The organism is Kitasatospora sp. NPDC056731 (assembly GCF_040687675.1).
In the GTDB taxonomy this organism is placed as follows: domain Bacteria; phylum Actinomycetota; class Actinomycetes; order Streptomycetales; family Streptomycetaceae; genus Kitasatospora.
Genome location: NZ_JBFBNR010000024.1, coordinates 45666 through 70161, shown reverse-complemented (window position 1 = coordinate 70161; position 24496 = coordinate 45666). Strand labels below are relative to the sequence as shown.

Below are 24496 nucleotides of genomic sequence, written 5' to 3'. Positions count from 1 at the left end.
GCAGCGGCGCGGGCGTCAGCGGGCCAGGCGGCCGAGGAGCGCGGAGGCCGCGGTGATGCCGAGCACGGTGGCCACGGTCAGGACGGCGAAGTCGAGCGGCAGGTGGGCGCGGGTGCCGATCAGCAGGCCGCGCAGGGCGTCGACCTGGTAGCTCAGCGGGTTGGCCCGGCTGACCGCCTGGAGCCAGCCCGGCATCAGGTCCACCGGGTAGAGGGCGTTGGAGCCGAAGAAGAGCGGCATGGTGATCGCCTGACCGATGCCCATCAGGCGGTCACGGGTGAGCACGATGCCGGCGATGGTCATCGAGAGGCAGGAGAAGAACGCCGAGCCGAGCAGCACGGCGACCACGACCCCGAGCAGCCGCAGCGGGTTCCAGGTCATCGCGACTCCGAGCAGGGCGGCGATCACCACCACGACGACGGCCTGGATCACCGCCTTCACCCCGGCGGCGAAGGCCTTGCCGGTCACCAGCGCGGCGCGCGGGGTGGGGGTGACCAGCAGTTTGGTGAGCACCCCGGAGTCCCGCTCCCAGATGATCATGATGCCGTAGAAGATCGCGATGAACATGGCGGACTGGGCGATGATCCCGGGGGCCAGGAAGTCCAGGTAGGGGATGCCGCCGGTGGGGATGGCCTTCAGCCGGGTGAAGGTCTCCCCGAAGATCAGCAGCCACAGCGCGGGCTGCACGGCCCGGGTGTAGAGCTCGGTGCGGTCGTGGCGCAGCTTCTGCAGCTCGACGGTGCACATCGCCAGCGTCCGGGCGGGCACCAGCCGCCAGCCGGTGCGGGCCCGCGGGGGGACCAGCAGCAGGCCGAGGTCGGGGCGGGCGGCAGTCGCGGTCACGGCGGCAGTGGCGGCGGGGCCCGGGGGCTCAGCCGACGCGGGAGGCGGTGCGGCGGGTACGGCGGACATCGCTGAACTCTCCTTCCGGGGCCTCGCCGGGGGCCAGCTCGCGGCCCGCGAAGTGGCGGAACACGTCGTCCAGACTGGGGTCGGCGAGCTGCGGATCCTGCGCGCGGACCACGGTCTTCAGCTCCTCGGTGGTGCCGAGCGCGCGGATCCGGCCGCGGTCCATCAGGGCGATCCGGTCGCAGTAGCGGTCGGCCTCGTCCATGTAGTGGGTGGTGACCAGCACCGTCATCCCGGTGGCCTGCCGGACCGCCTCGACGCACTCCCAGACGCCGGTGCGGGCGATCGGGTCCAGGCCGATGGTGGGCTCGTCCATCACCAGCAGGCGCGGGGCGCTGACCAGGGCCTGGGCGAGTTCCAGCCGGCGGACCATGCCGCCGGAGTAGGTGCCGGCCATCCGGTCGGCCGCCTCGGCGAGGCCGACGGCGGCCAGCGCCTGGGCGACCCGCTCGCGGCGCTCGCCGTGCGGCACGTCGAAGACGCGGGCGAACAGCGCGACGTTCTCCCGACCGGTCAGCCCGCCGTCCGCGGAGAGCTGCTGCGGCACGTAGCCGAGCAGTCGGCGGACCTCCATCCGCTGCCGGGCGGGGTCGTGGCCGAAGACCCGCACCATGCCGGCGCGGACCGGCAGCAGGGTGGTGATCGCCCGGATCGTGGTGGTCTTGCCCGCGCCGTTGGGGCCGAGCAGGCCGAACACCTCGCCGGTGCGCACGGTCAGGTCGACACCGTCGACGGCCTTGGTGCTGCTGCCCTTCCCGCGCCCGTGGTGGAAGGTGTACTCCAGGCCGCGGCAGACCACCGCCTCGTCACCGCCGTTCTCCGGGAACGTCATCGCTCCTCCTCCCCCGGCTCGCCCGGTCGGGTGCGCAGGCCCGTCGCCACCTCGCGCAGCGCGGGCACCGCGGCGGCCAGGGCCGCCCGGGAGTCGGCGGGCAGCCCGGCCACCACCTCCCCCACCAGCGCGGCGCGCCGGGCCCGCCAGACCGCGAGGCGTTCGACGGCCTCGTCGGTGGCGTACAGCAGGGCCGCCCGGCGGTCGGCCGGGTCCACCTCGCGGCGCAGCAGCCGTAGCGCGACCAGTTGGTTGACCAGGGTGGAGACCGAGTTGCCGGCGAGGCACAGCTCCTCGGCCGCGTCGGACACCCGCAGCCCGGGGGTGTCCATCACCAGGCGGAGCAGTTCGATCTGCGCCCCGCGCAGCCTCGGTTCGGTGAGTCCCTGCCGCAGCCGGCGGCGGACCAGGCGCTGGATGCCGACCAGCAGGGCGGAGAGTTCGTCGGCCACGTCGGGATCGGGGGTCGTCGGAAGGTCGACGGCCGGTGCGGGGGTGAGCGTTTCCGGTGTCGCACTCATACCTCCGATTTTAGCTCTCAGTGAGAGGTATTCGTCCAGAGGGCGGACGGGGTGGACCGGAGGACTGCCGGGCGGGGCGCGGCTGTGCCAGGATCCCGGGTGACCGTGTACGGACACCCACCCACCCTCACCGCTGGGAACCCTCATGAGAAGACTCGCGCTCCGCGTGCTGTCCGCGGCAACGGCGCTGTCCGCGTTGCTCGTTGTGCCGGCGGCCACTGCCGCTACCGCCGCCCCGGTCATCGCCACCGAAAGCGCCACCGCCGCCGCCCCGGTGCCGCTCAGCGGCGCGCAGTTGGCGGCCTCCTGGGCGGGACCGCTCAGCACCCGGGGGCGGTACGTCGTCGACGCGTCGGGCGACCGGTTCAAGCTGAAGTCCGGCAACTGGTCCGGCGCGCAGGGCACGTGGCAGGGCAGCGGCTCGACCACCGATCCGGCGAACAACCAGGCCGGCCAGGTCTCGTACAACCTGCCGCTCGGCCTCGACCGGGCGCCGCTGTCCGAGATCATGGCGGGCTTTCACAGCCTCGGGCTCAACAGCGTCCGACTGCCGTTCGCGGACGCGATGATCCGGGACACCGCCGCCGTCCCGGACGCCGCCGTCGCCGCCAACCCCGGGCTGCGCGGCAGCACCCCGCTGCAGGTGTACGACGCAGTGGTGGCGGCGCTCACCGCCGACGGGTTCGCGGTGATCCTCAACAACCACACCACCGGGTACCGGTTCTGCTGCGGCCTGGACGGCAACGAGCGGTGGAACAGCGGCCAGTCCACCGAGACGTGGGAGCAGGACTGGCTGTTCATGGTGGACCGGTACCGGGCCAACAAGCGCGTGGTCGGCGCCGACCTGCGCAACGAGGTCCGCCGCGACACCTGGGACGACCCCAACTGGGGCCTGGGCGACGGCCACGACGCGTACGCCGCCTTCGAGGAGGCGGGCAACCGGATCCTCCAGGCCGACCCCGACCTGCTGATCATCATGGAGGGCATCAACTGGCAGGGCGTCCCGCTGGCGGGCCTGCCGCACGGCCGTCCGATGCTCAAGCCGGTGGCCACGCTCTCCCACACCCTGATCGACTCGGGCAAACTGGTCTACTCGGCGCACTTCTACGGGTACACCGGCTCGGCCAACACCGGCGCGGGCAGCGGTCCGGGCGCCACCGGCGATCCCCGCTACCAGGACTTGACGCCCAGTCAACTCGCTGCCGTGGTCGACGAGGAGGCGCTCTTCGTCACCCGCGCCGGGCAGCACTTCACCGCCCCGGTCTGGATCAGCGAGTTCGGTGCGGGCGGGCGGGGCCCGACCGACGCCAAGGAGCAGGCCTGGTTCGACCGCTTCACCGCGATCCTGGCCGAACACGACACCGACTTCGCCGTCTGGCCGCTGGTCGGGTGGCACAACGACGGCGTACCGCAGGACAGTTGGGCGCTCCTCCACTACGACCGGGCCGGCCGGCGGCTGAGCGTCGAGGACCCGGGCGACTGGCGCGCCGCGTACTGGAACCGGCTGGTCGCCGCCCCCGGGTACACCGGCCCGGTGCCGGCCGCCGCCCGCTGGAACCTGCTCGACCTCGACCACACCGACCAGAACGCCTCCCGGCGGATGCTGGCCCTGCCCGACTGGAGCAGCGGCAACCGCAAGGGGAACTGCCCGGACGGCCAGCGCCTGATCGGCCTCGGCCGCGGTGACGGCCGTGGTCTGTGCACCGACGCCGGACAGCCCGCCACCGGGCCGGACGCCTGGACGACCGTCACGGACGAGCGCTACGTCACCGGCGGCGACTGGGCTCCCGGCTACAACAAACTCCAGTGTCCGGACGGCCGGTTCGCGGTCGGCTACAGCGTCCGCGCCGACGCGATGGCCGCCCTGCTCTGCGCCCCGGCCGCGGCCGCGCCGCCCGCCGCGGCCGACCGGGTGCTCTGGTTCGACCACGGCGACAACCGGCCCCCGGCCGCCACCGGCGCCGACTCGGCGGCGAGCGACTGGGCGCCCGGGGCCTACAAGGGGCAGTGCGCCTCGAACGAGTACGTGGCGGGGGTCGCCTTCACCTGGCGCTGGCTGCACGCCGGTGTCCCGGACGCGCTGCTCTGCCGTCCACTGGCCTGACACCGCCGCTGCCGGGGCCCGGCCGACGGGCCGGGCCCCGGCGGGAACGGTTCAGCTCAGCGCGGCCTGGGACTCCACGACCACGCCGTACAGGTCGCCGATCGTCGCCAGGGCGCTGCGGTGCAGCTGGGCGGCGGTCACCCGGGTGCCAGCCGAGGCGAGCGGGCGGGTCGCGCAGGCGTCGGCGACGACGGTCGGCCGGTTGCCGCGCAGGAAGGCGCCCGCGGTGGTGAAGGCCACGCACATGTGGGTCATGAAGCCGGCGACCACCACGTCCTGGTGGCCGGCCTCGTCGAGGAGGGTGCCCAGGCCGGTGCCGACGAAGGCGTCCGGGGCCTGCTTGACGACCACGGCCTCGCCCTCGGCCGGTGCCACGGCGGGGTGGATCTGCCCGATCTCGGCACGGACGTCGTACGGGGTGCCCGCGCCGCCGTCGTTGATCACGTGGATGACCGTGGCGCCCGCCGCGCGCGCCCGGGCGAGCAGGGCAGCGGCCGCGTCGAGCGCCTCCCGCCAGCCCTCCAGCTCCATCACGCCGCGCACGTAGGTGTTCTGGTAGTCGATCAGGATCAGCGTGGACGCGGCGAGCGTGGCGGGCGTCTCGTCGAGGCCGTTCAGGGCGCGCAGGGTCGTCGTGGGCATGGGGGGACCACCTTCGGTTCGGTGCACGGGTAAGGGCGGGCGGCGGCTGCGACGGCCGCGGCGGCCCGGCCCCTGGAACGCTACGACCGGCCACCGGATGTCGGCAATGCCGTCTAACCTGCAGATTCCGACATCGAGAGAGCACGAAGAGAGCGCAGGTGGGGCCGTGGGCGCCGTACAACGACTGATCGTCATCGTCCTGTTCGAGGGCGTCGACCTGCTCGACGTCACCGGACCGCCCGAGGTGTTCTCCCTCGTCCGGCGGGAGACCGGCGACGCGACCGGCTACCGCGTCGTCCTCGCCGCCGCGACCACGGACCCGGTCACCACCGCCGCCGGCGTGCGGATCCTGCCCGACCTCACCTTCGACGAGGCCGCCGCGAGCGCCATCGACACCCTGCTGGTGCCCGGCGCCGTCGAGGTGGACGGCCCGCGCCTGGTCCGCCCGCGCACCGACCCGGCCGTGGTCGACTGGGTGCGCACCCTCGCCGGGCGCTCGCGCCGCATCGCCTCGGTCTGCGTCGGCGCGCACCTGCTCGCCGCCGCCGGGCTCCTCGACGGCAAGCGCGCCACCACCCACTGGTCGACCGCCGCGCAACTGGCCGCCGAGTACCCGGAGATCGAGGTGGACGCCGACCCGATCTTCATCCGCGAGGGCGACGTCTGGACCGGCGCGGGCATCAGCGCCTGCCTCGACCTCTCCCTCGCCCTGGTCGCCGAGGACTTCGGCGAGGAGCTCGCGCTGAGGGTCGCCCGCCAGCTCGTGATGTACCTCAAACGCCCCAGCGGCCAGAGCCAGTTCAGCGTCCCGCTGGAACCCGTCTCCACCACCCGGCGGGTCGAGGAGCTGCGCCACCACGTCCTGCGCAACCTCACCGGCCGGCTCACCGTCCCCGACCTCGCCGCCCACGCCCACGTCAGCGAACGGCAGTTGACCCGGATCTTCAAGACCGAACTGGGCACCACGCCCAGCGCCTACATCGAGTCGGCCCGGGTCGAACTCGCCCGCCACCAGCTCGAATCCACCGATGCCACGCTCGAACGCGTCGCCGCCGACTGCGGGTTCGGCACCACCGACACCCTGGTCCGGGCCTTCCGCCGCCGGCTCGACACCACCCCGACCGAGTACCGCCACCGCTTCCGCACCACCAGTCCCGCGCCCCCGGTCAGAGCGGCAGCCGGACCGTGAACACGGTGCGCCCCGGCTGGCTCGCCGCGTCCACCGTGCCGCCGTGCGCCCGGACCACCGCCCGCACGATCGACAGGCCGAGCCCCGTCGACCCGGTCGAGCGCGAGCGGGCGCGGTCCCCCCGGACGAACCGCTCGAACATCCGGTCCGCCAGCTCCGGCGTGATCCCCGGGCCGTCGTCGGCGACGGCCAGCCGCACCCCCGCCCCGGCCGGCTCCAGGCTCAGCTCGACCTCGGTGCCGGGCGGGGTGTGGGTCCGGGCGTTCGCCAGCAGGTTGACCACCACCTGGCTGAGCCGGTCCGCGTCCCCGCGCACCAGCACCGGCTCCTCGGGCAGCGCCAGGCGCCAGCGGTGCCCGGGCCCGGCCGCCCGGGCGTCGGCCACCGCGTTCAGCGCGATCCGGGTCAGGTCGACCTCGGCGTCGGCCAGCGGCCGGCCGGCGTCCAGCCGGGCGAGCAGCAGCAGGTCCTCGACGATCGCGCCCATCCGCACCGCCTCCGCGTCGATCCGCTCCAGCGAGTGCCGGACCGGCCCGGGCACCGCGCCCGGGTGGCGCAGCGCGAGTTCGGCGTGGCCGCGGACCGCCGCCACGGGGGTGCGCAGCTCGTGGCTGGCGTCGGCCGCGAACGCCCGCAGCCGCTCCTCCACCGCGTGCCGGCGGGCCAGCGCGTCGCCCACGTGCCCGAGCATCCGGTTGAGCGCCGCGCCGACCCGGCCGACCTCCGTCCGCGGATCGTCGTCCGGGACGCGTTCGGCCAGCGTGACGGCGCCGCTGGCGAGCGGCAGCGCGGCCACCCGCTCGGCCGTGCCCACCACCCGCCGCAGCGGACGCAGCGACCAGCCGACCCAGACCGCCCCGGCCGCCCCCGCCCCGGCGACGGCGATCGCGAAGACGGTCAGCTCCAGCGTCGCCAGCCGGTCCACGGTGTCCTCGGCCGGGCGCAGCGGCAGTCCGCTGACCAGCACGTCGCCGTCCCGGCCGGCCACCGCGCGCACCCGGTAGTGGCCCTGCGTGCGGCCCAGGTCGACGGTGCGGGCCGGCCCGCCGACCGGCAGGGCGGCGAGGGCCCGCTGCTCGGCCTGCGAGAACACCAGCCGGTCGTCGGCGCTGGGGCCGTTGGCGTCGTCGGCGTCCCCGTCGACCACGCCCGCCGCGGTGACCCGGCCGTCCAGCAGCCGGGCGCCCAGGGTGCCGGGGGTCTGCGCCCGGGTATCGGTGCCGCCGCCCTGGCCGGCGTGCTCCAGGCTGGCGGCGTAGCGCCCGCCGGCGTCGGCGAGCTGCTGGTCCAGGCGGTCCACCAGGAAGTGGCGCAGCGCCGCCGTGGTGGCGAGGCCGACCGCGGCGCAGGTCACCACCAGCAGCACCAGCAGGCCGGCGATCAGCCGGGCCCGCAGCGTCCGCGGCACCAGCCGGGCGGCCCGGCGGCGAGCCCTGGCGGCGCCCGTGATGAGGCTGCCCGTCGTGGGGCCGCCGGTCACGGGGCCGCCTTGATCAGGTAGCCGGCGCCGCGCACCGTGTGGATCATCGGCGTCCGGCCCGCGTCCAGCTTCTTGCGCAGATAGCTGATGTACAGCTCGACGACGTGCGCCTGCCCGCCGAAGTCGTACGACCAGACGGCGTCCAGGATCTGCGCCTTGCTGAGCACCTGCCGCGGGTGGTGCATCAGGTGGGCGAGCAGCGCGTACTCGGTCGGGCTGAGGTCGACCACCTCGCCGGCCCGGGTGACCTCGCGGGCCCGCTCGTCGAGGACGAGGTCGCCGAGTACCAGGGCGTGTGCGGGCGGTTGCCCCGCGGCCCCCGGCGGGGCGGCCCGGCGCAGCAGCCCGCGCAGCCGGACCACCACCTCGGCCAGGCTGAACGGCTTGGTCACGTAGTCGTCGCCGCCCGCCGCGATGCCCGCGATCCGGTCCTCGACGGCGTCCCGGGCGGTGAGGAAGAGCACCCGCACCTCGGGCCGCTCGGCGTGGATGCGGCGCAGCACCTCCATGCCGTCGAGGTCGGGCAGCATCATGTCGAGCACCACGGCGTCCGGGCGCCAGTGCGCCGCCGCCCGGACGGCGGCCAGACCGGTGGTCTCGCCCCGCGCCTGCCAGCCCTCGTAGCGGACCGCGCCGCAGACCACCTCCACCAGGTCCGGTTCGTCGTCGACGACGAGGACCCGCCAGTCCTGCCGGTCGGCGCCCCGCTCGGCGGTGTCGTCCATGGTGCTCCCTGGGTGCAGGCGGTCGGCCGCCTTCATCCTGGCCCACCGCGATGAGAAAGCCCTGAGACCGGCAGTCGCCCGGGGAGCCCGCTCCACCCGCCCTGACCTGCGGCGACACCGCCGGGGGCGACGGGGGCGGCGGCACCGGTTCAGAGCCGGCTCAGAGGTTCCGGTGCGATCGTGGTGCGCCCCGGCGGTGCTCGCCCGCCGGGCCCGAAGGAGGATCCCCGATGGCCACCGCCGCCCCGCCGAGACCCGCCGCCCGCACCCGCCGGGCGGCCCCGCGCCGCCCGGCCGCCGCCCGGCCGGCCGCGGTGCTGGGCCTGATCGCCGCCGGGGCGCTCGGCGTCCTCGCGCTGTGGTGGTCCGACACCCCGGCGGTCGCCGGCGCGGCCGGCTGGCTGACCGGGGCGGGCCGGATCACCGGACTGCTCGCCGGGTACGCGGCGCCGGTGCTGCTCCTGCTGATGGCCCGGCTGCCGCAGGTGGAGCGCGGGGTCGGCGCCGACCGGCTGGCCCGCTGGCACGCGTTCGGCGGGCGCTGGCTGGTCGCCGTGGTGACGGTGCACGTGCTGTCGGTCGTCTGGGGGTACGCGCTGACGGACGGGCGCGGCCTGGTCGGCGAGGGCGTGGAGATCGTCTTCCACTACCCCGAGATACTCAAGGCCGCGCTGGGCACCCTGCTGATGCTGGGCACCGGCGCCGTCTCCGCCCGGGCCGCCCGGCGCCGCCTCCCGTACGAGGCCTGGTACTACCTGCACCTGGCCACCTACCTCGCGGTGGCGCTCGCCTTCGGCCACCAGCTGGCCACCGGCGCCGACCTCGGCGACGGCCCGACCCGCGCCGCCTGGTACGCGCTCTACCTCGGCACCGCCGCCCTGCTGGGCTGGTACCGGCTGGCCCGGCCCTGGCTGCTCGACCGCCGGCACCGGCTGCGGGTGGCGGAGGTCCGCCGGGAGGGGCCGGGTGTGGTGTCGCTGTTCCTGACCGGTCGGCGGCTGGACGAACTCCGGGCCGAGCCGGGCCAGTTCTTCCGTCTCCAGTTCCAGGCGCCCGGCCTGCGGTGGGCCGCCAACCCGTACTCGCTGTCCGCGCCGCCGCGCCCGGACTTCCTGCGCTTCACCGTCAAGGACCTCGGCGGGCACAGCGCCGCGGTGGCCGCGCTGCGCCCGGGCACCCCGGTGCGCGCCGAGGGCCCGTACGGGGCGTTCACCGGGCGGCTGCAACGGCGGCGCCGGGTGCTGCTGCTCGGGGCGGGGGTGGGGATCACCCCGCTGCGGGCGCTGTTCGAGACGCTGCCGGGCGAACTGACCCTGGTCCAGCGGGCCGGGCGCCCGGAGGACGTGCTGTTCCGGGCCGAGCTGGCGGAGGTGGCCCGGCGGCGGGGCGCCGCGGTGCACGAACTGGTCGGCCCGCGGGCGCGGATCGGCGACCTCGGCCGCGCGCTCGCCCGGCTCGTCCCCGACCTCGCCGAGCACGAGATCTACCTGTGCGGGCCGGACGCGCTGGCCGAGGAGGCCGTCCGTTCGCTGCGGGCCGCCGGGGTGCGGGCGGGGCGCATCCACCGGGAGTCCTTCGACTTCTGAGCCCGCTCGCCGAGCCCGCCGGACCTGCTCAGCCCGTCCCACCACGCCACCTCCGCCACACCCCCGAGGAGCCCCGCCCATGCGCCGAGCCGTCGTCACCAGTGCCGCCACCGCGGCCGGAGTCGTCCTGCTGCTCTCCCTCAAACCGCACGGGGCCACCGGGCCCGCGCCGGTGATCAGCTCCGGCGGCGCGGGCTCGTCCGGCACCGGTTCGTCCGGGGCCACAGGTTCGTCCGGCACCACGGGTTCGTCCGGCACCGCCGCCGGGGCCTCCGACGCCACCGCCGGGCCGTCGGGCTCTCCCAGCGCACCGGCCGCCGGTGCCGCGGCCGGCAACGGCGGCACCCGGAAGGTCACCGGCGACGCCGTGAACACCCGCTACGGCCCCGTCCAGGTCGAGGTCACCCTCGCCGGCAGCCGGATCACCGCCGTCGACGTCGTCAAGTACCCCACCGAGGACCGCCGGGACCGCGAGATCAACAGCTCCGCGCTGCCCCTGCTCAACCAGGAGGCGATCGCCGCCCAGAGCGCCGGGATCGACGTGGTCAGCGGCGCGACCTTCACCAGCGACGGCTACGTCCGCTCCCTGCAGAGCGCGCTCGACCGCGCCGGGCGGTGAGGCGCGGTGCTCCGCCACGCCGAACCCGTCATGGGCACCGTCTTCTCGATCGCCGTCCGCGATCCCGGCCCGGACACGCCCGCCGCGCTCCGCCGGATCGCCGACCGGCTGCACCGGATCGACGCGGTGTTCTCGCCCTACCGGCCGGACAGCGACATCAGCCGCCTCGACCGGGGCGAACTCGCCCTCGCCGACTGCGATCCGCAGGTCCGCGTCGTCCTGGCGGCCTGCCGCGAGGTCGCCGCGCAGACCGACGGCTTCTTCACCGAGCGGCCCGGCGGCCGGCTCGACCCGAGCGGCTGGGTCAAGGGGTGGGCGGTCGAGGAGGCGGCCGGGCTGCTGGCCGCCGCCGGGGCCCGGCAGTACTGCGTCAGCGGCGGCGGGGACGTGCAGACCGCCGGCGGGCCGTGGCGGATCGGGGTCGCCCACCCGCTGCGGCCGGGCGCGCTGGCCGCCGTGCTGGGCGGCGACGGCCTCGCGGTGGCCACCTCCGGCACCGCCGAGCGCGGCGCGCACATCCTCGATCCGCACACCGGCCAGCCGGCGTCCCGCCTCGCCTCGCTGACCCTGGTCGGCGCCCCCGGCACCGGGATCGCCCGCACCGACGCCTGGGCCACCGCCGCCTTCGCGATGGGCCCCGACCGCGCGCTCGCCTGGGCCGCCCGGCAGCCCGGCGTCGAGGCCCTCGCCGTCCTGCCCGACGGGACCAAGCGCTGGACGCCCGGCCTGCCCCGGCACCTCCCGCCCACCGGCCCCGCCGACTGGCGGCCGGCCGCCCCGGCGGCCTGAGCAGGGCCGTTTGCGCGCCAACTGGCTTTCGAACGCTGATAGTTCACTCCATCAGGTGAAGAACTCGATCATGACTCATCCGCTCCGACCCGGGTGGCCGATAGTGGGGAGACCGATCGGACGCACACCATCCGGTCCCACCGGAACGCGTGGACCCACGGACACGCGTGAACCCACGGAAAGAGGTAGCGGCACATGCCCACCGAGGCCACCCGGCGGATCGACCTCGTCTTCTCCCTGTTCGACGCCAACCGCAACGGCGTCGTCGAGGTCGACGACTTCAACCTGATGACGGCCCGCGTGGTCGCGGCCGCCGCCGATTCGGACGAGGCCGCGAAGGCCGCGATCCGCGCCGCCTTCCGGCGCTACTGGACCACCCTGGCCGACGAGTTGGACACCAACGGCGACGGCGTGATCAGCCGCGAGGAGTTCGGCGGCTTCGTCCTCTCGCCCGAGCGCTTCGGCCCCGCCGCCGGCGAGTTCGCCGACGCCCTGTCCGCGCTCGGCGACCCGGACGGCGACGGCCTGATCGAGCGCCCGCTGTTCGTGGCGCTGATGACCGCGATCGGCTTCGAGCACGCCAACATCCACGCCCTCTTCGACGCCTTCGGCCCCACCCCCGAGGACCGCATCACGGTGGCCGTCTGGGCCGCCGGGATCCGCGACTACTACGCCCCGGACAAGGCCGGCATCCCCGGCGACCTGCTGGTGGGCCAACCGGCCGCCTGATCTCCCCGGGGCGCGCCCGCCCCGGATCGGCTGAGCGACGGCGCCGCCGCCCCGCGCCTGCCCGGCGGCGCCGTCCCGCGCTTCACGCACCGGGCCCACGGCGCCCGCGCCACCACCCACGACCGGTCCGCCGTCCAGCCTGTCCGGCCGATCCTGCCGGACAGGACCTGGTCGCGGCTTCCCGAAGTCCGAACACCAGGAGGGACCATGGCCACCGCCGCCCGCCCCCGTGCCGGCGTCGACGAGGGCGTCGGACCGACCGCCCTGATGGTCGCCGCCGCCCGCGCGATCGAGACCCACCGCCCCGACGCCCTCGCCCGGGACGCCCACGCCGAGCACTTCGTCCTCGCCGCCCGGTCTTCCGCGCACTGGCCGGTCCACCCCCGGGACGTCCCGGACGGCGAGGCCGATCCGCTCTGGGGTCGGCTCGGGCGCTACTTCGCCCTGCGGACCAGGGCGTTGGACGACCAGCTGCTGTGGTCCGCCCACCTGGGCGTCCGCCAGGTGGTCCTGCTCGGCGCCGGCCTGGACACCCGGGCCTTCCGGCTCGACTGGCCCGCCGACCTCGCCGTCTTCGAGGTCGACCGGCCCGAGGTCCTCGCGTTCAAGCAGCGCGTCCTCGACCGGCTCGACGCCCGGCCGGCGGCGCGCCGCGTGCCGGTGGCCGCCGACCTGCGCGGCGACTGGGCCGACGCCCTCACCGCGGCCGGCTTCCAGTCCGCCGAGCCGACCGCCTGGCTCGCCGAGGGCCTGCTGCCCTACCTGCCCGCCGCCGCCGAACAGCGGCTCGCGGCCGCCGTCGACCGACTCGGCGCCGCCGGCAGCACCTTGGCGTACGAGGCCAGGCTCGGACCGGAGTCCGCGGCGGTCCGCGACAACCCCGTCTACACGACCGCCCGCGAGCGGCTCGGCGTCGACCTGCTCGCCCTGTTCGACGCCGGGCCGCGCCCCGACACCACCGCCGATCTCACCGCGCGCGGCTGGTCCACCACCGTCCACACCCCGTTCGACTTCACCCGCCACTACGGCCGCGGCCCCCGGCCCGAACCCCACGACGCCTTCGCCGCCAATCGCTGGGTCTTCGCCACCCGGTGACGCCCCCGCTCCGGGCCGCCCGGCCGGCGTGCGCGGTTCTGCGCACAGTCCGCCGCCCCACGGGCCCGGCGTGATCCAACGGACACGCCCTAGACTTCGGCCATGCTCAAAGCCGACCGTACCGCCCGGATCCTCGCCCACATCACCGAGGCGGGCAGCGCCGATGTGCACGAGCTGGCCGGTCTCCTCCAGGTGTCACCGGCCACCGTCCGCCGGGACCTCCAGGAACTGCACGAGCAGGGCCTGCTGCACCGCACCCGTGGCGGGGCGGTCACCGGTGCCGTCAACCTCGAACTGCCGCTGCGCCACAAGCACGGGACGCGGCAGGCCGAGAAGCGGCGGATAGCGCTGGCGGCCGACCGGCTGGTGCCGGACGGCGCCGTGGTGGGCCTGACGGGCGGCACGACGACGAGCGAGCTGGCCCGGGTGCTGGCCGAGCGCGGCGGGATCACCATCGTGACCAACGCGGTCAACATCGCGGCGGACCTCATCGTCCGGCCGGACGTCCGCCTGGTGGTGGTCGGCGGCCTGGCCCGGACCACGAGTTACGAGCTGGTGGGGCCGGCCGCCGACCGGATGCTCGCCCAGTACCACCTGGACCTCGCGTTCATCGGGGTGGACGGCCTGACGGCGCAGGAGGGCTGCACCACGCACGACGAGATGGAGGCCCAGACCGACCGGGCGTTCCTGCACGCCAGCGCGCGTTCGGTGGTCCTGGCGGACAGCACCAAGATCGGCCGGGTGACCTTCGCCAAGATCTGCCCGCTCGCCGAGGTGCACGACCTCGTCACCGACGACGAGGCGACCGCGGCGCAGGAGAAGGCGATCGCCGCCTGCGGGGTCCGGGTCGCGCGCGTCTGACCTGTTCACGCGGGGTGCCCGGCCGGGGAGAACCGGCCGGGCTCTCTGCTGCACCGTCAGTTGTCATGCAACGGTCCGATAACGACATCCGGGCGACACCTCGACCCCGCCGGTCCGCCTCGTGAATACTGCCCGACGCCACGCTCTTTCGAATCTGCTCAGAACCAGCGCTCTTCAAGCAACTAGGATCAAGCGGCGTACGAAGGCGGTAACTGCGGTGAACACACGTGTACGTGCCCTCTGGGCGGTCTGTGCCGTCGGCGCGCTCGCCCTCACGGCGTGCGGCGGCAGCAGTGGCGGGTCCTCCCCGAACGGCCCCGTGACGCTCAAACTCGTCGCCGCCGACTACGGCGAGAAGGAGTCCAACAGCTCCAAGGCCTACTGGAACGGCGTCGCCACCGCGTTCACCGCGGCCAACCCCGGCATCAAGGTCGACGTCCAGGTGATGAACTGGAACGACATCGACAAGCAGGTCAAGACGATGATCCAGAGCGGCAACGTCCCCGACGTCCTGCAGACCGGGGGCTACGCCGACAAGGTCGCCGACGACCTCCTCTACAAGGCCGAGGACGTCCTGTCCGCCGGCACCCGGGCCGACCTCATCCCGAGCTTCGCCGACGCCGGCCGGGTCGACGGCGTGCAGTACGGCATCCCGTTCGTCTCCTCCGCCCGCGCCCTCTTCTACAACAAGGCCGTCTTCCAGCAGGCCGGCATCACCCAGCCGCCCACCACCTGGGACGAGGTGCGCAAGGACGCCGAACTGATCAAGGCCAAGGCGCCCGGGGTCACCCCCTACGCGCTGCCGCTCGGCCCGGAGGAGGCCCAGGGCGAGAGCATGATCTGGGAGCTCGGCAACGGCGGCGGCCCCACCGCCAAGGACGGCACGTACGCCATCGACAGCCAGGCCAACATCGACACCTTCCGCTGGCTCAAGGCCAACCTCGTCGACACCGGCCTGACCTACGCCAACCCGGCCACCACCGACCGCAAGACCGCCTTCGCCGACTTCGCCGCGGGCAAGGCCGCCATGGCCAACGGCCACCCCTCGCTGATCCAGATGTCCAAGGACGGCAAGGTCGACTACGGCGTCGCGCCCGTCCCCGGCAGGACGGGCCCGCTCGCCTCCACCCTCGGCGTCGCGGACTGGACGATGGCCTTCAAGAAGAACGGCCACCGCGACCAGATCAGGAAGTTCCTCGACTTCGCGTACTCCAAGGACAACACGCTCGCCTTCGACGAGACCTACAACCTGCTGCCGGTCACCCAGGGCACCCTGCGCGAGATGACCGCCAGCGGCAAGCACAAGGACCTCGAACCGTTCTTCGCCCTCCTGCCGAACGCCGCCTTCTACCCGCTCGGCAACACCACCTGGGACGCGGTCTCGGCCGAGCTCAAGAAGAGCATCGGCACCGCCGTCGCCGGCGACCCGGCCAAGGTGCTCGGCGACCTGCAGAAGAAGGCCCGGGACGCCGTCGCGAACAAGTAGGGCACGCCCTGGCCCGCGCCCCGTCCGAAAGGCACCGCCGTGTCCCTCGACTCCCCCACCCCCCAGGCCTCCGGGCCCGGCCGGCCCGCCCGGACGGGCTCCGGCCCCGGCCGGCTCGGACCGCTGCCGTGGATCGCCCCGGCCGTCCTGCTGATCCTGGCCGTCGTCCTGTGGCCCGTCTACGAGATGGTCCGCACCTCGTTCCTGCGCATCAGCACCAGCGGATTCGTCCGCGGCTCCGCCGGGCTGGACAAGTACCGCAAGCTCTTCGGCGAGGCCGACCTCGGCCGGGTGCTGCTCTCGACGGTGGTCTGGACGGTGGCCGTCGTCGGCCTGACGATGGCGCTCTCGCTCGGCCTGGCCCAGCTGTTCAACCAGCGCTTCCCCGGGCGCAGGTTCGCCCGTTGGGCCCTGATCGCCCCCTGGGCCGCGTCCGTCCTGATGACCGCCATCGGCTTCCGGTGGATGCTCGACCGGACGGCCGGCGTGCTCAACACCGCGCTGACCGACCTCGGCCTGGTCGACGGCCCCCGGGACTGGCTCGGCGACCCGTCGACCGCCTGGCCCTGGATGGTCCTCGTCGCCGTCTTCGTCTCGCTGCCGTTCACCACCTACACCCTGCTCGCCGGCCTGCAGACCGTCCCCGGCGAGCTGTACGAGGCGGCCCGGGTGGACGGCGCCTCCCCGTGGCAGGCCTACCGGAGGATCACCCTGCCGCTGCTGCGCCCGGCCTTCCTGGTCGGCCTCGTGATCAACCTGATCAACGTCTTCAACTCCTTCCCCGTCATCTGGGGCATGACCCAGGGCGGCCCGGGCAGCGCCACGGCCACCAGCACGGTGTTCATGTACCAGCTGAAGAACACCGACATCGGCGAGTCCGCGGCCATGTCGGTGGTCAACTTCGCCCTGGTGGTGCTGATGGTGCTGGTCTTCCTCAAGGTCGGCCGCTGGAACGGGGAGGAGCGTTGACGGTTCGCCCACTCGCGCGCCGGCCACGCCCGCCCGCGCGCCGGATCCGGCCGCAGACCGAGCCGCGGATCCGGGCTCGGATACGGCCGCGCACCCTGGTCATGGCGGCGGCCGCCTGGCTGCTGGCGGCGGTCTTCCTGCTCCCGTACCTGGAGATGGCCGTCACCGCGCTGCGCCCCGCCGACGAGCTGCGCGACGCGGGCTACCTGCCGCGCCACCCCGCCTGGTCCAACTTCGTCGACGTCTGGCGCGAGTCGACGCTCGGCGCCAACCTCAAGGTCACCCTGCTGGTCGCCGGCGGCTCCACCGTGCTGGCGCTGCTGGTCGCGCTGCCCGCCGCGTACTGCACCGCGCGGTTCAGGTACCGGGGCCGCAGGCTCTTCCTGCTGCTCGTCCTGGTCACCCAGATGTTCCAGCCGACCTCGCTGCTGGTGGGCCTCTACCGCGAGTTCTACCAGCTGGACATGCTCAACTCGGTCTGGACGCTGATCCTCTGCAACGCCGCCTTCAACCTGGCCTTCGCCGTCTGGATCCTCACCGCCTACATCGGCTCGATCCCGGTCGAGTTGGAGGAGGCCGCGCTGCTCGACGGCCTCGGCCGGCTCGGGGCGCTGCGCCGGGTGGTGCTGCCGCTGGCCATGCCCGGCGTGGTCACCGCGGTGATCTTCACCTTCATCTCGGCCTGGAACGAGTTCGTGATGGGCCTGACCCTGTCGACGGCCCCGGAGAGCCAGCCGCTGACCGTCGGCATCAACGGCTTCATCGGCAACTACACCGTGGAGTGGAACTACCTGTTCGCCGGATCGGTGGTCGCGATCGTGCCGGTCGTGGTGCTGTTCGCCGTCATCGAGCGCCACGTCGTCTCCGGGCTGACCGCCGGATCGGTGAAGTAGCCCCGGCCGCCCGGAGTGTCGAGAACGGCCACCCTGCCATTGACATGGACCGGACACAACTGTGAATGTTGCTTGTATTCCCCCATGTTCAAGCAGCTTCGCGCAGTAAGTGAACATCTCTTGCTCATCCGACGGGAGAACACACCGTGCGCTTGGTACGACCTCGCCTCCGCCGGGCCGCCCTCACCGTGGCCCTCACCAGCATCGCCGCCGTGGCCGGGCCCGCCCTGCCGGCCCGCGCCGCCACCCCCGGCTCCGCCGTCCTCGACGGCAGCCACCAGAGCACCACCTGGCAGAGCCCCACGTACGCCAAGGGCACCCTCGGCGGCGCCGCCTCCTGCCCGTCCGCCGCCCAGGACCCGGACGGCACGGTCTGCGGCCGCTTCGACCTGACCGTCGACGCACCCGCCGGCTACTGGGACGACAACCCCGAGGGCGGCGTCCCGCTCTCGATCCAGTGGCAGAACCCCACCGACGACTTCGACCTCTACATCTACGACGCCAACGGCAAGGAGGTCGCCGAGAGCGCGGGCACCGCCAACCCCGAGGCGACCGTCATCCCGAAGGCCTCGGGCACCTACCACGTCCTGGTCGTCCCCTACGACGTGCACGGCGGCTCCTTCACCGGCCGCGCCTACCTGCCGCAGAGCGCCGACGCGGGAAACCTCACCTCCTTCTCCGGCGGCCAGGGCAGCTACGACATCGCCGCCGGCACCCTCAAGGCCAAGGTCGACTTCCTCGCCGACGACCAGCTGCGGCTGCGCGCCGCCCCGGACGGCGTGCTCACCGACCCGGCCGGCAGCACCATCATCCGCAAGCAGCCCGAACTCCAGCGCGGCACCTCGTCGTTCGACGCCGGCGACTACTACGGCATCCGCTCCAAGGACCAGGTGCTGCGGGTCTACAAGCACCCCCTGAGGTTCGGCCTGTACAAGGCCGACAACCGCACCGCCGTCTGGCAGGAGGACGCCCCGCTGCGCTGGTCCACCAGCGGGCTGCGGCAGAGCCTGGTCCGCGGCGCCGACGAGCAGTTCTTCGGCGGCGGCGAGCAGAACGGCTCCTTCTCCCACCGGGACAAGACCGTCCACGTCGCCAACAGCACCAACTGGAACGAGGGCGGCTACAACAACTCGCAGCCGTTCTACATCTCCACCGCCGGCTACGGCGTCTTCCGCAACACCTTCGCCCCGGGCAGCTACGACTTCGGCTCGCCCGTGCGCACCGGACAGCAGGAACGGCGCCTGGACGCCTACTACTTCACCGGCGACGTCAAGTCGGTGATCGGCAAGTACACCGCCCTGGTCGGCAAGCCCTTCATGCCGCCCGTCTACGGCCTGGAGCCCGGCGACTCCGACTGCTACCTGCACAACGCCAACCGAGGCGAACGCCACACCACCGACGCGCTCAAGGTCGCCGACGGCTACGTGCAGAACCAGATGCCGCTCGGCTGGATGCTCGTCAACGACGGCTACGGCTGCGGCTACGAGAACCTCGCCCAGACCGGCGAGGGCCTGCGCAAGAACCACGCCCAGCTCGGACTCTGGACCCAGAACGGCCTGCCCGACCAGGCCGCCGAGGTCAAGGCCGGCGCCCTGGTGCGCAAGCTCGACGTCGCCTGGGTCGGCAACGGCTACGACTTCGCGCTGAACGCCTGCGACCAGGCCAAGGCCGGCATCGAGGACGGCAGCGACGCCCGCGGCTTCGTCTGGCTGCCCGTCTCCTGGGCCGGCGCCCAGCGCTGCGGCGTCCTGTGGAGCGGCGACCAGAGCCTGTCCTGGGACTACATCCGCTGGCAGATCCCCACCTACGCCGGCGCCACCATGTCCGGCATCGCCTACAACACCGGCGACGTCGGCTCCATCTACCGGCGCGACCCGAAGATGTACACCCGCGACCTCCAGTGGAAGTCCTTCCTCCCGGCCATCATGACCATGGACGGCTGGGCCAAGGACATGGCCGGCAAGGAGCAGCGCGACCAGCAGCCCTGGCTGGACGGCGAGCCGTACACCTCGATCAACCGCAAGTACCTCCAACTGAAGGAGCGGCTGCTGCCGTACATGTACACGCTGTCGGCGGAGGCCACCAGGACGGGCATCGGCGCGGTGCGCCCGCTCGCCCTGGAGTACCCGGACGACCCGGCGGCCCTCGGCCCGAACGCCAAGTACGAGTTCCTGGCCGGGCCGGACTTCCTCGTCGCACCGGTCTACTCCGACACCTCGGTGCGCGACGGCATCTACCTGCCCAAGGGCACCTGGACCGACTACTGGACCGGGCGCACCTACCAGGGCCCCACCACGATCAACGGCTACTCCGCGCCGCTCGACACCCTGCCGCTGTTCGTCAAGGGCGGCTCGATCGTGCCGATGTGGCCCGAGGGCACGCTGTCCTGGGAGAACCGGGACCGCACCCGGCTCGACTACGACCTCTACCCGCAGGGCGACTCCTCCTACACCCTGTACGAGGACGACGGCGTCACCCGCGGCTTCGCCGCCGGCGCCTCGGCCACCCAGCGGGTGGACGTCCGCGCCCACGGGCCGGTCACCGTCGTCAAGGTCGGTGCCAGCGTGGGGAGTTACACCGGCAAGCCGGCCGAGCGGGGGTACCGCTTCACCGTGCACGGCAAGCCCGCCCCGCGCCTGGTCGTCACGCAGGGCGGACCGCTGCCCCGGCTGGACTCGGCGGCGGCGCTCGACTCGGCCGCCTCGGGCTGGTACTACGACGCCGCGACCGGGGTCACCCAGATCAGGACGCCCGCCGTCTCCACCGACCACGGCTTCTCCGTCGAACTGATCCACGGCGGCCGCTGACCGGCCGGACGCCGCAGGGCCCCCTCGCGAACCGCTGCGAGGGGGCCCTGCGGCGCTCCGGGGCCGCCGTGTCCGGGGCATTCCCCGGCCCGCCCCCGTCCCGTAGCGTGGCGGGGGTGAACGCGAACCCGTCCACCCCCGCCCGGTACGACGCCGTGATCGTCGGCGGCGGCCACAACGGGCTGGTGGCCGCCGCCTACCTCGCCCGGGCCGGACGCCGGGTCCTGCTGCTCGAACGGCTGCCCCTGGTCGGCGGGGCCGCCGTCTCCGCCCGGGCGTTCCCGGGCGTGGACGCCCGGCTGTCGCGCTACTCCTACCTGGTCAGCCTGCTGCCGCGGAAGATCGTCCAGGACCTGGGCCTGCGGCTCGACCTGCGGCGCCGCCGGATCGCCTCGTACACCCCCACCGTCCGGGACGGGAAGCCCACCGGCCTGCTGGTGGACGCCGCCGACCCCGGCCGGACCGGGGAGGCGTTCCGGGCCCTCACCGGAACCGACCGGGAGTGGGAGGCCTGGCAGCGCTTCTACGGCATGACCGGGCAGGTCGCCCGACGGGTCTTCCCGACCCTCACCGAACCGCTGCCCGCACGCGCCGAACTGCGCCGGCGGATCGCCGACGACGCCGCCTGGACCACCCTGTTCGAACGGCCGCTGGGCGAGACGATCGAACGGACCTTCAGCGACGACCTGGTCCGCGGGATCGCCCTGACGGACGCGCTGATCGGCACCTTCACCCACGCCCACGACCCCTCGCTCCGGCAGAACCGCTGCTTCCTCTACCACGTGATCGGCAACGGGACGGGCGACTGGGATGTCCCGGTCGGCGGCATGGGCGCGGTGACGGACGCGCTGGCCGAGGCGGCCCTGGCCGCCGGCGCGGAGCTCCGCACCGGGTGCGAGGTCACCGCCATCGCCACCGACGGCCACGGCGACGCCGAGGTGACGTACCGCCACCAAGGCGGCGAGGCCACCGCGGCGGGCCGCCGGGTGCTGGTCAACGCCGCCCCGGCCACCCTGGCCCGCCTCCTCGGCGAGGAGCCCGGGCCCGCGCCCGAGGGCGCCCAGCTGAAGGTCAACCTGGTGCTGCGCCGGCTGCCGCGGCTCCGGGACACCGGCGCGGACCCCCGGGAGGCCTTCGCGGGCACCTTCCACATCGCCGAGGGCTACCGGCAGTTGGAGACCGCCTATGCCGAGGCGGCGGCCGGCCGGATGCCCTCCGCGCCCCCGTCGGAGATCTACTGCCACACCCTCACCGACCCCACCATCCTGGGCCCCGAAGCCGTCCGCCAGGGCCTCCAGACGCTGACCCTGTTCGGCCTGCACATGCCCGCCCGGCTGTTCACCGACCCGGCCGCCAAGGAGCGCGCCCTGGCGGCCAGCCTGGCCCAACTGGACGAGGTGCTGGCCGAACCGATCGCCGACTGCCTCGCGCCGGACGCCACCGGCCGGCCCTGCGTGGAAGCCAAGACCCCGCTCGACCTGGAACGGGAGATCGGCCTGCCCGGCGGCCACATCTTCCACCGGGACCTCTCCTTCCCGTTCGCGACCGGGCCGGTGGACGGACCCGCCGCCCGCTGGGGCGTGGCGACGGCCCACCCGAACGTCCTGCTGTGCGGCGCGGGCGCCGTCCGCGGCGGCGGAGTCAGCGGCATCCCCGGCCACAACGCCGCCCGGGCCGCCCTCGAATCCCTGTCCGACTAGCGCCGGTCAGCGCCGGTCGGCTTCGGCCTCGGCGGTGGTCTTCAGGTCGTGCAGCCACCCGTCGAGGCCCTGGCGCAGGATCGCGGTCGCGGTGGGGACGTCCGCGTCGACCTGGGGCCCGGTGTGGGTCTCCTCGGTGCTCACCCGGACGCCGCCCTTGACCCGGGTGAAGTTCCACACGTGGACGCCGTCGATGTGCAGCCCTTCGGCGTCGGCGGGGCCGGTCCAGCGGAGGCAGGACTCCCGCTTGAGCTGCTGGACAGTCGAGGTGATGTCCAGGCTGGTGGCGGTGGTCGCGGGGTTGGGCGGGAGCGGGGTCGTCCACCGGAACGCCGAACCCGGGCGCAGACGGCCGTGGTCGAGGCGCTCCGCGCTCGCGACGGGGCCCTGCCAGGACGGCCAGCGCTCCACGTCGGTCTGCAGCTTCCAGATGGTGTGCAGCGGCGCGTGGATCACCGTCTCGGCCCGGTAGCGGACTTGGGCCCGGGGGTCGACGCCCTCGCCGCGGCAGGTCAGGGAGGTACCGGGGCGCGAGGTGGCGGCCCCGGCGGGCGCGGCCGCGGCGCCGAGGAGGCTGACGACGAGCGGGACGGCGAACAGGGCGGCGCGGACGCCGGTGCTGCGGGTGCCGGACATGGAATTCCCCTTGGTCGAGTGTCAGTTGGTGGGCTGGCGTTGCCTGTCGAGCTGCGAACGCGGCTGCGGCGACCCCGCATGCGGTAGATGCTTGCGCGTTCGTTAGAAGTTATAACGCGAATCCGCGTGAGAGGTCAACAGCTTTCGTGACACCCTCTAACCAGAGGCTCGAACGGCGAGCGGCGGAGCGCCCCCAAACTCTCCTTATGGGACGGAACGTGTCGGACCCGGGACCCTACGTGACCTTCGCCCCCACCCCGGTCGGCGCGACACCGGGCCACCGGGCCATAAGTCCTGCTTGGCGAGGGGCCTATGAACCGTCGTTGGACGCGGCGGCGCGATCGGCTCGATGTTGGCCGCATGACGTCTCCCGCCGCGTCCGACGCGGCCGCCGTGAACCAGAGCAGCACCCCGCAAGAGATCGCCGTGGTGGGCGCAGGCGCCGCCGGCACCCTCACGGCGCTGCGCCTGCTCCACCACGCGGCCGCCGGGAGACCCGCACCGGCCCGGATCTGGCTCATCGACCCCGGGCCCGCGGGCCCGGGGCTGGCGTTCGGCACCGACGCGCCGCACCACCTGCTGAACGTCCGGGCCGGCCAGATGAGCGCCCACCGGGACGACCCCGGCCACTTCGTGCGCTGGCTCGGCGACCGCGGCGGCGAGCACGACTTCGTCCCCCGGCGCCTCTTCGGCCGCTACCTCGCCGAGAGCCTGGCGGCGGCGGCCGACCACCCCGCCGCCCCCGACCTGGTCCGGGTGCCCGACCGCGTCGTCGCCCTCACCCACCGGCCGCAGACGACCACCCCGCCGCTGCGCCTGTGGCTGCACGACGGGCCGCCGCTCGACGTCGACGCGGCGGTGCTGGCCCTGGGCAACTTCGCACCCGGCCAGGCCTGGGCACCGCCGGCGCTGCGCGACTCCGGGCGGTTCCTGGCCGACCCCTGGGCGCCCGGCGCCCTGGCCGCCGTCCCCGAGGACCGCGACGTCCTGCTCGTCGGCACCGGCCTGACCATGGTCGACATGGCACTCAGCCTGCAACGCCCCGGACGCGTCGTCCACGCCCTGTCCCGGCATGGCCTGGTCCCCCGACCGCACGCCGCCGCCCCGCTCACCGCGCCCGCCGCCCCGGTCGCCCCGGCCACCCCGGTCGCCCCGGTCGCCCCGCAGCTCGACGCCCGTGCGGGGCTGCCCGCGCTGCGCCGGGCGGTGCTGTGCCAGATCGCCCGCTGCCGCCGCGTCCACGGCGACTGGCGGGCCGGGGTCGACAGCCTCCGCCCCCTCACCAGCGCCCTGTGGCAGCAGCTCCCACCCGCCGACCAGGCCCGGCTGCTGGCCCGGGACCTCCGGCTCTGGGAGACCCACCGCCACCGGATCCCGCCGGTCAGCGCCAAGGCCCTGCGCGCCGCCGTCGACGCGGGTCTTGTCAGCATCGGCCGGGGCACCGTGGCCGACGCCAAGACCACCTCGGACGGCCCCGACGGGGGCGGCGAGGTCGGGGAGGTCGGGGAGGTCATCGACGTACGGCTGGACGACGGCCGCGCGCTGCGGGTGGGGGCGGTGCTGAACTGCACCGGCTCCGAGGCCGAACTCACCCGGGTCGACGACCCGCTGATCACCGACCTGCTCACCACCGGCCTCGGCTCCCCCGCCCCCGTCGGCGGCGGCTTCGACACCGCCGCCGACGGCCGGCTCCTCCCCACCGGCGGCCGGGCGCCGGCACCGCTGTGGACGCTGGGGTCGCTGCGGCGCGGCAACCTGCTGGAGACGACCGCCATCCCGGAGATCCGCTGCCAGGCCGACGACCTCGCCCTGCTGCTGGGCCGCAGCGCGGTGGGGACGCCGAGCGGGCCGGGAGCACCGAACGGAGCGGTACCGGCCCGCTGAGCGGGCACACACGTCAGCGACCCGCGGCGCGACCGGACGC

At 74.2% G+C, this 24496-nt stretch carries 21 protein-coding genes; 14 read left to right on the top strand and 7 right to left on the bottom strand.

Annotated features, from left to right (window positions below; all coding sequences use genetic code 11):
- Nucleotides 1-15: 15 nt before the first annotated feature.
- Genes AB0R04_RS24080 through AB0R04_RS24070 form a run of 3 tightly spaced genes read right to left on the bottom strand, consistent with a single transcriptional unit; the run spans nt 16 to nt 2262 of the window.
- Nucleotides 16-912, bottom strand: coding sequence for an ABC transporter permease (locus AB0R04_RS24080; protein WP_363374486.1), 897 nt, complete (start codon nt 910-912; stop codon nt 16-18).
- Nucleotides 872-1741 carry an ATP-binding cassette domain-containing protein gene (locus AB0R04_RS24075; RefSeq protein WP_363374483.1) on the bottom strand — a complete coding sequence of 290 codons (870 nt, stop codon included), beginning with the start codon at nt 1739-1741 and terminating at the stop codon, nt 872-874. The genes AB0R04_RS24080 and AB0R04_RS24075 overlap by 41 nt, the downstream gene beginning before the upstream one ends.
- The gene (locus AB0R04_RS24070; RefSeq protein ID WP_079136105.1) at nt 1738-2262 is read right to left on the bottom strand and encodes a MarR family transcriptional regulator; all 525 of its coding nucleotides are present in this window, start codon (nt 2260-2262) and stop codon (nt 1738-1740) included. Before AB0R04_RS24070 ends, AB0R04_RS24075 begins: the two co-directional genes overlap by 4 nt.
- Before the next feature lie 145 nt (nt 2263-2407).
- On the opposite strand from AB0R04_RS24070, the gene AB0R04_RS24065 reads away from it, so the two are divergent.
- On the top strand, nt 2408-4366 hold the full coding sequence (locus tag AB0R04_RS24065) for a cellulase family glycosylhydrolase (RefSeq protein WP_363374480.1): 1959 nt from the start codon (nt 2408-2410) through the stop codon (nt 4364-4366).
- Nucleotides 4367-4417: 51 nt separating this feature from the next.
- Here the strand turns inward: AB0R04_RS24065 and AB0R04_RS24060 are convergent, their stop codons facing one another.
- Nucleotides 4418-5008 carry an isochorismatase family protein gene (locus tag AB0R04_RS24060; protein WP_363374478.1) on the bottom strand — a complete coding sequence of 197 codons (591 nt, stop codon included), beginning with the start codon at nt 5006-5008 and terminating at the stop codon, nt 4418-4420.
- A gap of 166 nt (nt 5009-5174) precedes the next feature.
- On the opposite strand from AB0R04_RS24060, the gene AB0R04_RS24055 reads away from it, so the two are divergent.
- The gene (locus AB0R04_RS24055; RefSeq protein WP_363374475.1) at nt 5175-6197 is read left to right on the top strand and encodes a DJ-1/PfpI family protein; all 1023 of its coding nucleotides are present in this window, start codon (nt 5175-5177) and stop codon (nt 6195-6197) included.
- Here AB0R04_RS24055 and AB0R04_RS24050 read toward each other — a convergent pair.
- Together AB0R04_RS24050 and AB0R04_RS24045 are read right to left on the bottom strand one after the other, a co-directional pair.
- Nucleotides 6175-7647 carry a HAMP domain-containing sensor histidine kinase gene (locus AB0R04_RS24050; RefSeq protein WP_363374595.1) on the bottom strand — a complete coding sequence of 491 codons (1473 nt, stop codon included), beginning with the start codon at nt 7645-7647 and terminating at the stop codon, nt 6175-6177. The genes AB0R04_RS24055 and AB0R04_RS24050 overlap by 23 nt on opposite strands.
- A 26-nt stretch (nt 7648-7673) precedes the next feature.
- Nucleotides 7674-8402: a response regulator transcription factor gene (locus AB0R04_RS24045; protein WP_063350464.1), complete on the bottom strand. Its 729-nt coding sequence runs from the start codon at nt 8400-8402 to the stop codon at nt 7674-7676.
- A 230-nt stretch (nt 8403-8632) separates the two neighbouring features.
- On the opposite strand from AB0R04_RS24045, the gene AB0R04_RS24040 reads away from it, so the two are divergent.
- The 11 genes from AB0R04_RS24040 (at nt 8633) to AB0R04_RS23990 (ending at nt 21936) form a co-directional block, all read left to right on the top strand.
- The gene (locus AB0R04_RS24040; RefSeq protein WP_363374472.1) at nt 8633-9988 is read left to right on the top strand and encodes a ferredoxin reductase family protein; all 1356 of its coding nucleotides are present in this window, start codon (nt 8633-8635) and stop codon (nt 9986-9988) included.
- A 79-nt stretch (nt 9989-10067) separates the two neighbouring features.
- Nucleotides 10068-10607, top strand: a complete 540-nt coding sequence (locus tag AB0R04_RS24035; RefSeq protein ID WP_363374470.1) for an FMN-binding protein — start codon at nt 10068-10070, stop codon at nt 10605-10607.
- A gap of 30 nt (nt 10608-10637) precedes the next feature.
- Complete coding sequence (locus tag AB0R04_RS24030; RefSeq protein ID WP_363374593.1) at nt 10638-11396, top strand: FAD:protein FMN transferase; 759 nt, start codon at nt 10638-10640, stop codon at nt 11394-11396.
- A 195-nt stretch (nt 11397-11591) separates the two neighbouring features.
- Complete coding sequence (locus AB0R04_RS24025; protein WP_063350461.1) at nt 11592-12125, top strand: EF-hand domain-containing protein; 534 nt, start codon at nt 11592-11594, stop codon at nt 12123-12125.
- Between the two features lie 207 nt (nt 12126-12332).
- A complete protein-coding gene (locus tag AB0R04_RS24020; protein ID WP_363374468.1) occupies nt 12333-13220 on the top strand; it encodes an SAM-dependent methyltransferase in 888 nt (295 codons plus the stop codon).
- A 102-nt stretch (nt 13221-13322) separates the two neighbouring features.
- Nucleotides 13323-14081, top strand: a complete 759-nt coding sequence (locus AB0R04_RS24015; RefSeq protein ID WP_363374465.1) for a DeoR/GlpR family DNA-binding transcription regulator — start codon at nt 13323-13325, stop codon at nt 14079-14081.
- Between the two features lie 217 nt (nt 14082-14298).
- On the top strand, nt 14299-15567 hold the full coding sequence (locus AB0R04_RS24010) for an extracellular solute-binding protein (RefSeq protein WP_363374463.1): 1269 nt from the start codon (nt 14299-14301) through the stop codon (nt 15565-15567).
- A gap of 39 nt (nt 15568-15606) precedes the next feature.
- Entirely contained in the window at nt 15607-16536 is a 930-nt protein-coding gene (locus AB0R04_RS24005) for a sugar ABC transporter permease (protein ID WP_363374460.1), read from the top strand.
- Nucleotides 16537-16580: 44 nt separating this feature from the next.
- On the top strand, nt 16581-17429 hold the full coding sequence (locus tag AB0R04_RS24000; RefSeq protein WP_363374591.1) for a carbohydrate ABC transporter permease: 849 nt from the start codon (nt 16581-16583) through the stop codon (nt 17427-17429).
- Between the two features lie 152 nt (nt 17430-17581).
- Nucleotides 17582-20236 carry a TIM-barrel domain-containing protein gene (locus AB0R04_RS23995; protein ID WP_363374459.1) on the top strand — a complete coding sequence of 885 codons (2655 nt, stop codon included), beginning with the start codon at nt 17582-17584 and terminating at the stop codon, nt 20234-20236.
- 116 nt (nt 20237-20352) lie between these two features.
- Nucleotides 20353-21936 (top strand): NAD(P)/FAD-dependent oxidoreductase, encoded by a 1584-nt coding sequence (locus tag AB0R04_RS23990; protein WP_363374456.1) that lies wholly within the window; start codon nt 20353-20355, stop codon nt 21934-21936.
- A 6-nt stretch (nt 21937-21942) separates the two neighbouring features.
- Here the strand turns inward: AB0R04_RS23990 and AB0R04_RS23985 are convergent, their stop codons facing one another.
- Nucleotides 21943-22572, bottom strand: a complete 630-nt coding sequence (locus AB0R04_RS23985) for an SRPBCC family protein (RefSeq protein ID WP_363374454.1) — start codon at nt 22570-22572, stop codon at nt 21943-21945.
- A 360-nt stretch (nt 22573-22932) separates the two neighbouring features.
- Here AB0R04_RS23985 and AB0R04_RS23980 point away from each other — a divergent pair, with 360 nt between their 5' ends.
- The gene (locus AB0R04_RS23980) at nt 22933-24456 is read left to right on the top strand and encodes an FAD/NAD(P)-binding protein (protein WP_363374451.1); all 1524 of its coding nucleotides are present in this window, start codon (nt 22933-22935) and stop codon (nt 24454-24456) included.
- Nucleotides 24457-24496 lie beyond the last annotated feature (40 nt).

Excerpts from the sequence above, each read along its gene's own strand:
- AB0R04_RS24075 (WP_363374483.1), bottom strand. The coding sequence starts at position 1,741 with ATGACGTTCCCGGAGAACGGCGGTGACGAGGCGGTGGTCTGCCGCGGC.
- AB0R04_RS24015 (WP_363374465.1), top strand. The coding sequence starts at position 13,323 with ATGCTCAAAGCCGACCGTACCGCCCGGATCCTCGCCCACATCACCGAG.
- AB0R04_RS24040 (WP_363374472.1), top strand. The coding sequence starts at position 8,633 with ATGGCCACCGCCGCCCCGCCGAGACCCGCCGCCCGCACCCGCCGGGCG.
- AB0R04_RS24080 (WP_363374486.1), bottom strand. The coding sequence starts at position 912 with ATGTCCGCCGTACCCGCCGCACCGCCTCCCGCGTCGGCTGAGCCCCCG.
- AB0R04_RS23985 (WP_363374454.1), bottom strand. The coding sequence starts at position 22,572 with ATGTCCGGCACCCGCAGCACCGGCGTCCGCGCCGCCCTGTTCGCCGTC.
- AB0R04_RS24070 (WP_079136105.1), bottom strand. The coding sequence starts at position 2,262 with ATGAGTGCGACACCGGAAACGCTCACCCCCGCACCGGCCGTCGACCTT.
- AB0R04_RS24060 (WP_363374478.1), bottom strand. The coding sequence starts at position 5,008 with ATGCCCACGACGACCCTGCGCGCCCTGAACGGCCTCGACGAGACGCCC.
- AB0R04_RS24035 (WP_363374470.1), top strand. The coding sequence starts at position 10,068 with ATGCGCCGAGCCGTCGTCACCAGTGCCGCCACCGCGGCCGGAGTCGTC.
- AB0R04_RS24020 (WP_363374468.1), top strand. The coding sequence starts at position 12,333 with ATGGCCACCGCCGCCCGCCCCCGTGCCGGCGTCGACGAGGGCGTCGGA.
- AB0R04_RS24030 (WP_363374593.1), top strand. The coding sequence starts at position 10,638 with ATGGGCACCGTCTTCTCGATCGCCGTCCGCGATCCCGGCCCGGACACG.
- AB0R04_RS24045 (WP_063350464.1), bottom strand. The coding sequence starts at position 8,402 with ATGGACGACACCGCCGAGCGGGGCGCCGACCGGCAGGACTGGCGGGTC.
- AB0R04_RS23980 (WP_363374451.1), top strand. The coding sequence starts at position 22,933 with ATGACGTCTCCCGCCGCGTCCGACGCGGCCGCCGTGAACCAGAGCAGC.
- AB0R04_RS24065 (WP_363374480.1), top strand. The coding sequence starts at position 2,408 with ATGAGAAGACTCGCGCTCCGCGTGCTGTCCGCGGCAACGGCGCTGTCC.
- AB0R04_RS24025 (WP_063350461.1), top strand. The coding sequence starts at position 11,592 with ATGCCCACCGAGGCCACCCGGCGGATCGACCTCGTCTTCTCCCTGTTC.